Source organism: Bacteroidetes bacterium SB0662_bin_6 (assembly GCA_009839485.1).
In the GTDB taxonomy this organism is placed as follows: Bacteria; Bacteroidota; Rhodothermia; order Rhodothermales; family VXPQ01; genus VXPQ01.
The window spans coordinates 1-7,804 of the sequence record VXPQ01000041.1; the positions used below are offsets into that span (position 1 = coordinate 1).

Genomic DNA, 7,804 nt, shown 5'->3' on the forward strand with positions numbered 1-7,804 from the left:
CCCGCCGCCACCGCCTCCTCCGGCAGCGACGATCATGGTGGATGCCGAGGCCTCCGTGGACGAGAATGACGACGGGGCGACCATTGCTGCGGTCACCACCGAGAACTCCTCCGAAATCACGGTCGATGACGACCGCTTTGAAGTTGCCGGCGGCAACCTCAAGCTGAAGGATGGCTCGAGCCTCGACTTTGAGGCCGACTCCTCACCGATCGAGGTCACCCTTACCGCCGTCTCCGACGGTGACGACGCCACCGCTACGGTGAGCATCTCGATCAACGACGTGAACGAAGCACCCTCCATTGACGTGCGCGATGGCGAAGAAGTGCCCGGACATCCTGGCGTGATCTCAAGCCTGAGCGTGGACGAAAACGCGATGCGGGGCGATGGCGGTCCTCCGCCCCTGGCCCTGATCGAGGTAATGGATCCTGACGCCGCCGATGCCGACATGCTTACCGGCGATGCCGGCGAGGCCGCCACTTCGGTTAGCGACAGTCGCTTTACCGTGATTCAAGATCCCGAGGAGGGCCTGTGGCTGCATCTCGCGGAAGGCGCCAGCCTCGACCACGAGGACGCCAGCGAAGTCACGGTCACCGTCACCTATACGGACAGCGCCGGCAACACCGCCAGCCAGGACGTAACGGTCATGGTCAACGACGTGAACGAGGCCCCGATGGCGGTCGGTGAGGTTCCCACCGTCACCGCACAGTCAGGCAGGGCCATCGACGTCGAGGTTGACCTGACCAACCTGTTCAACGATCCGGACGCCGGCGATGCGGGTTCGCTGCGCTGGGAGCTCAGCGGCAACCCGTCCTGGCTGGGTCTGCAGGTCGAATACGTTACTGACGACGACGGCAACGAGATGGTCATCGGCCATCTGCGCGGCACGCCGCCTTCCAGGGGCGCCGAAAGCAACGCTGCGCATATGGTTACCCTCACCGCCACCGACCGCGGCGGCGAATCGGGGAGCGTCACTTTCTACGCAGTCGTGGACGAAGCCAACGACCCGGTCACCGGCATCGACCTGCGTGATGAAAACGGCACCGCGGTCAGCGAGGTCGAAGTGGACGAGAACGACGCTTCCGGCGTGGTTCTCGCCGAGATCACCGTGGACGACGACGACCATCCCATGCACCCGAACGGCATGCACCTGGTTGAGGTGACGGGCGCCGCCGCCGCCCGCTTCGAGATCAGGACGGACGACGACGGTCGCAAGTGGCTGGCTCTGAAGGAAGGCGTGTCCCTGAACCACGAGCATCCGAGAGAAGGAGGCGTGATCAGTGTAACGATCAGGGCCACCGACATGAACGGAGAGCAAAACTCTATCCTCGACCGGTCTTTTGGAGCGAAAAAGTACAAGGGCTCTACGGACACTGCGACATTCACCGTCCTCGTCAACGATCTGAACGATGCGCCCAAGGCCGGCACGGTCGGCAACTGGTGGGTCACCGTGGACGAAGATGAAGAAGCGGAAAACGTGGATGCGGGGGACCTGCTCAGTGTTGATCTGGAAGAACAGCGCGACGGCGACTCATTCCCGGCCTTCAAGGATGACGATATCCCGGCGGGCGACAGCCTGAGCTACTCCATATCCGGCGCCTCGTGGATTCAGATCGACGAGAGAAGCGGCAGGATCACCAACGTCGAAGAAATGATCCCCAACCGAGGCGTTTATCCCGTGACCGTCACGGCCACCGATGAGCGTGGCGCATCGGCGTCCGTTTCCTTCAGTGTGAACGTGGCCCATTCCGATGAGGAGTCCAACACAGACGATTCGCTGACAGGCGAGAACGACGATCCTACCGCCAATCGAGCTACCGGGAGCTACCGTGAGGGCTCGGGCGAGCAGCGGGTGGCGACATTCACGGTCAGCGACCCGGACCAGGACATTCCGGACCACCTGTTCGCCATCAGGACGGTGCAGATCGTCAGCGTGGTGAACGCGGACGAAACCACTGACCCTTTGAATGCGACGACGTTCACGGACCACGACAGCGATGCGGCAACGCCCGACATCCTCGCGACCAGTGACTTCGCCGCCAACGGCGAGGGTTACGCGGGAGCGTTCCGCTTGTCCGAACCACGCAAGAGTGGAGACAACTGGACCTACGACATCTACGTCCGCGACACCAATCCTCGCGCCGGAGCGGCGAATGACACGACACGGTTACTGAACCCTGAGCGGACCCCGAGACTGGAAGAGATCGATATTACGGTGCGTGTAACCGACGGCACGGGCGCCATGGACGAGGCAACGATCAATATCAACATTACTGACGTGAATGAAAAGCCCGCGGTCGTTGGCGGTAGTCGGGCCAACCCCACCGGAACTCTTCTACCTGCTGCGAATCGTACGGTCGAGCAGTCGGAGGCCAACAAGATCGTGCTGTTCATCAAGTTGGAAGAATTCTGGAATGACCCGGACGAGGACGACGACACTGAGGACCTGATTTTCGGGGCCTCGACTTCGGCGTCGTGGATCGACATCAAGCATGGTCCGGCCGAGTGGGGCGACATTGAGGACAACCTGGAGACCGGCCAAAGCTGGGGCACCTTTGGCACTGGCTATACCGACAGGTTGGTCGGCAGCGCCGGAGCTCCGGCTGACGGCGAACAGGTGGTCATTGTGGAGATCGACCGCACCGAAACCGGCAGCCGGGCGCAGAATGACCGGGGCAGCTTTACGCTGACCGCGCGCGACGATCGGGGAGGCCCCACGGGCACCGTGACGGCCGTTGTAAACGTGACGGACGAGAACCTGGACATCGTCAGCACGAGCGGGAACCCCGCCGTGACGATAAGCGGCAGCGCTCGAGAGGGCAGCACCTTGAGGGCTCGGTTCAACGAGAACAACGACCCCGACCTGCGCGGCCCCGAATCGGCCGTGCTGGTGCTGTACGAATGGACCCAGGTTGACGCGAATGGCGCTGCGGTAAATATAGGCAACACAGGCTCGAACGTCCTCCAGCGCGGCACCAGCGACACACTGACGCTGTCGCAATCCATGGTGAGCAACCATATTCAGGTGGCCGTGACCTACTACGAAGTGGTCGGCCAAGTCGCATCAGATGGGACATTCACGTCGCAATTCATTACTGGCACGGACACCAATGGCCAGTTGGCCGCCACTACCCAGGTCGCCGTCGAGGCGACCACTGAAAGGGCGGTTTCCAACTCGCCGGACGATGGCGTGGGGCGCTTCACCATTACGGTCGGGACTGATCCGGCGACGACCGCGGCTGATAATCCGGCCAATACGTTGGCAGCCGTAGATGTCGTCATTCTCGATGAGGACTATAGCTCGAGCAGCGGGGTTGTCACCGCAGCAATAAACCAACCTGACGGCACTCCTGGTTCCACTACCAATATCACCTACAGTTGGCAGTGGTCCGCGAATGGAGTGGGCGGTTGGAGAGACGTTGATCAGACTGGCGACTCCGACACCTCAACCCTGACTCTGGACGACGGCGAGGGCCGGTTTTATCGTGCGGTTGCGACCTACGACGCGGATGGAGTCGATGAAGATTTCGATCTCACCGACGGCGACAGCGACGTGATGGAAAGCGTATACAGCGATCCGATCCAGATTGCCGATGTTCGCGATCTTACGGCCGGTTCTACCCCGACAGCCGGATCCGGTGATACCGTCACACCAGGACCCCGCTCACCTACAGGTAGCCCGAATCCGGGCGGAACGCTTAGCGTGAGCGGCCCTGGCGTCTCGTCGGTGCAGTGGCAAGCGGATAGTCCCGCCCCCGGCACAGTCTGGACGAATATTCCCGGCGGGACCGGCGATCTCCACGTTACTGCGGCGCTTGCCGGCTCCACCGTTCGGGCCCTGGTGACCTACGAGACCACCGTCCCTAGTGAGTCTGGCGTGACGGCGGTGGTCATTGCCGTGGACGGCAATGACCTGGATGGCGACGGGAATACTACGGAGAATGGGATTCTGATTGGCGGCACTTCAACACCCCCCCGCCCAACTGCGGTGGACGACCACACGGTCACGGGCAGCGTAATGGGAACCGGACACGCTGCCAGAGGGCCTGCCAACGCGGTGACTGATAGTGGCGCAATTACCGGTGTCGGCGAAGCATCAGGACATATCGTTTCGATCACGGAAACAGTGGACCTGGCCAGCCTGTTCCAGGACCCCGACAGCGCTCGGCTGAGCTTTTCGGCGGCCGGAGACTCCACTTCGACGACTAATCCGGGTTTGGTTCTCCTGGCGGGCGGGTCCACCTCTGCCGGAAGCTATCTTTTCCAGGGTGAAACGGGCGTTCTTGTGCTCAACATGCGTAGCGGGGAGCTGATCTATGTAAGCGACCAATTGCGCGGCCACGATGGCAATCAGGATGACGGCGCGGGCAACAGGCTGACGTTGAATATTACCGCCAACGATACGCCACCGTACACCAACGCGGCCCGAAACAGCATCGGTATGGCCGATTTGCATATTCGGATCAACGTGGCGCCGACGGATATTGAGCTTACGGGAGGGACTGCCCCCGCTGATCTCTCGGATCACCCCATCCTCAACACAGCAACAGACGCCACCCCGTACACGGATGCAGCCGGGGCTGCCGTCACCGACACCACAACCGTGATCGGCGGAATCAGGGTGAATGAACTGGTGCCGGCGACGGGAGGGGAGGTGCTTGCCACGATCGACGTTCAGGACGAAAACTTCTCAGGGACCAGCACGATTCCGGGACATCCGTACGGCGTGCATGAAGTCACCGTTACCGGCGATCCCCATGACCGGTTCGTAATCACGAAGACTAACGGTCCCTCGGCTCTGACGCGTGACGATGGCGATGGAAGTACGTGGGAACTGCGGTTGAAGAGGGGCGTTACGTTCGATCATGAAACGGACGACATGGATCCGGTCACGGACGGCACGCAAATAGAGCTCACCTTCATGGCGACCGATGGCGGCGGCCTGAGCACACCGGTCGCAACCGGAGCGACGGCGATAGGAGGAAATGGATATGTCCCGATCACGCTGGTGATCACGGTTGTGGACAACCCTGTCGATAGTCCGGCGCCTCCGGGCCCGACCGACACGCCCGGCCTAAAGGACGATGAGACCACCGATGCGGACGATACGCAGGACGACGACAGCTCTACTCCCGGCGACCACGACGGCGAGACCGATGGCGGCGCGCCGCCTCCGCCTCCGGGGATGTCGCTTGGCGGGATCATCGAAGACTTCATCGACAACATGGACGGCTATGACCAGGATCTGCTCGAAGATTATCTCCTCACGATCGACGACGGTCTGGACATCGCTTAGTCCAACCAGCAACTAGCGTTGCGGCGAGGCGGGCTACATGCCCGCCTCGTTTTTTGTACGCCCCCGGAACGAGGGAGTCCCGCCCTCGAAAAAACGAAACCCTAAATTCGCAACGAGCCGGCCAGACACCAGGCGATCAAGCCTGAGTGCATGAGCTCTATTCGCTTAGAGCGACAGTTCCGGGAAATAGGTCGAAAAGAAACCCCGGTCGCGGGTAAGAAAGGCGTCGGCGGCCTCCAGCGCATGTGCGCCGATGAGAAAGTCCGAGATGATCCGCTTTCGCGGCCCGCCGGCATCACGGTAACGCTTCCAGCGCAGTCCGGCTTCGTATGCGATGGCGCTATTGATCGGCGATGCGGCCGCATTGATCGCCTGCAAGGCGCGGTCGAGTGCAGCCCGATTGCCAAACATCGCCGCCAGTTCCGCATAGACGACGTCGCAAACGACGATCGCCCCCACGTCATAGGCTGCGCGAAGCCTTTGCTTGGACTGCTCGCCGTGCTGTTCATCCGGCAGGAATACGTCCAGCAAAACGCTGGTGTCCACCGCCGTTATCACCGGCCGCGAATCTCCTCCAGGTAGTCATCCGTGCTGCCGCCCCGACCGAGTATCGCGTAAACGCTCTCGACAGGGTGCTCGACCGCAGATCGCTTGCGGAGCAATAGACCGTTGCGCGTGGGCGTCAATTCCACCTCGACATTGTGGTTCATGCCGAAACGGTCCCTGAGTTTTTTTGGAATGGTGATTTGCCCGCGTTCGGAGATACGCATGAAAACCTCAATATGAAATTCAGACATAAAAAATCATACTCCCATATCGAACTGCTGGCAACACTGTTCACAACGCCTGAACCAAACAGCAACTTACCTGGCATTCTGTACTCACCGGTGCGGCATTGCATAGATCGGAATCGTGATCCGTTCGTCCAAAATTTCCGCGTCGATCGTTGCAAAGTTCGCAGACAAGGCATTGGCAGCCTCGTTGTTTTGTGCCTCCCTGGACCAGCGCGGAAAGCAACTTGAGCGCCGGGGCCGAGGGCCGCGGCAACAAACGGCAATTTTCGACCCAAGTAGAAAATGGCCGATGCTATTTTTCACCGAGGTGGAAAATTGCCGATGCGGAGGGAATCGTCCGGGCTAACGGACATGTCACTACTTAAAATGAGAATAAGTCCATCTTAAGAGGACTGATTCGGTAATTTTCCAGACTTACAGGTATTTCCTGACGAGCGCCGCGTAGCGCGCATCGTCGCGCCCCGCCGACTGCAGTCGGCCGCGCCAACGCGAAGCGAAAGATCCAGCGTGATCCGCGAGCCGCAGTTCGTAGAGCTTCTGAAGGTTGAGCCAGAATTCTCCCGAGGTGCCAAAGTAGCGCCCCAGGCGCAATGCCGTATCGCCGGTGATCGAGCGGCGGCCGTTGAGTATTTCGGTAATGTGGTTCACCGGCACCTCAATGCGCCGCGCGAGCTCTGCCGCGCTCATGTCGAGCGCATCAAGATCCTCGCGCAGGGTCTCGCCCGGATGGATAGGGTCGCGCATGACTTGCCTCAGTATGCAATTCGAATCTGAAAAATCATACTCCTATAGGGGACCTGCCGGACATGGTTATCCCGCGCTACGCATTTGTCATTGAAATATGAATCTCTCCTGTTCAATTTTCAATGCGTTTTATGTCTCTGTTGCCCTGGTTCTGTGCGTCGCGCCGCTACGCCCTCCCCACGATCTTACGGGGGCATCAGTCGAGCGATTGGTGTTCCCAGGTCCAGGGCGCGTTCGACGTTTCCGCGCGCTTCGGGCGGGCGCGGCGACGTTCGACACCGCGGCGTTCAACGCGCTCGATCGGCCGGATCGCGTGTGAAGGCAGAGCCGCCAGCAAGGCGTCGCCAAGCCCTAGCGCGAGTGCCACCCGCAGGAAACTGTCAAGGCTGGTAGGCTGCCCGGCTTCCAGCCGGCGAAGCGTTCGCAGTCCAATACCGGCTTCGCGCGCCAGAGTCTTTTGGGTCACATTTCTCGCAAGGCGCAGCTGCGCCAGGCGCCGGCCCAGTTCAGCGCCTACACTCGGTGCAGTTGTATTGTATTTAGTAGCCATATATGGCCTATTAATAAGAATATATGAACTTTAGAGGCCAGATACTGCCTATTGGTTAAAAATTAGTCAAGATCGCTGCTTACTGGCCCGCGATCTCATCCAAGTACACACCGGCGCAGCATTTTGCAAGTAGAAATTGTGATCCGTTTGTCCACTATTTCTACTTCGGTCGGGCCAAGTATCACTTCTGCTATTACAAAAATTCCGGCGGATCGCGTGCGCAAACGAAGCGGGGAGCCGCTTCAGGCGCTTCATTGCATATCACTTCGGCTACTACAAAGTTTTCTGAGATGGGCAATTCAGCGAGAATTCGCTAAAAAAACGAAAATCAACATTCTCTAATTACATCAGCGCCTTATCGCCTGATCGGCGCTTGGCGAAATGCGCGGGGAATTTCTCCTCCGCCTCCGCCTCCACCCCCTC

General features: G+C 60.1%; 4 protein-coding genes. All 4 read right to left on the reverse strand.

The genetic code is table 11. The features are described 5' to 3' along the window. Nucleotides 1–5,458: 5,458 nt before the first annotated feature. The 4 genes from F4Y00_07675 to F4Y00_07690 all read right to left on the reverse strand — a co-directional run bounded on the left by F4Y00_07675 (nucleotide 5,459) and on the right by F4Y00_07690 (nucleotide 7,381). Nucleotides 5,459–5,851, reverse strand: coding sequence for a type II toxin-antitoxin system VapC family toxin (locus tag F4Y00_07675; GenBank protein MYE04833.1), 393 nt, complete (start codon nucleotides 5,849–5,851; stop codon nucleotides 5,459–5,461). After that, entirely contained in the window at nucleotides 5,848–6,090 is a 243-nt protein-coding gene (locus F4Y00_07680) for an AbrB/MazE/SpoVT family DNA-binding domain-containing protein (protein MYE04834.1), read from the reverse strand. Before F4Y00_07680 ends, F4Y00_07675 begins: the two co-directional genes overlap by 4 nt. Nucleotides 6,091–6,501: 411 nt before the next feature. Next, on the reverse strand, nucleotides 6,502–6,831 hold the full coding sequence (locus tag F4Y00_07685; protein MYE04835.1) for a HigA family addiction module antidote protein: 330 nt from the start codon (nucleotides 6,829–6,831) through the stop codon (nucleotides 6,502–6,504). A 196-nt stretch (nucleotides 6,832–7,027) separates the two neighbouring features. Next, nucleotides 7,028–7,381: a helix-turn-helix domain-containing protein gene (locus tag F4Y00_07690; GenBank protein MYE04836.1), complete on the reverse strand. Its 354-nt coding sequence runs from the start codon at nucleotides 7,379–7,381 to the stop codon at nucleotides 7,028–7,030. Nucleotides 7,382–7,804: the final 423 nt, after the last annotated feature.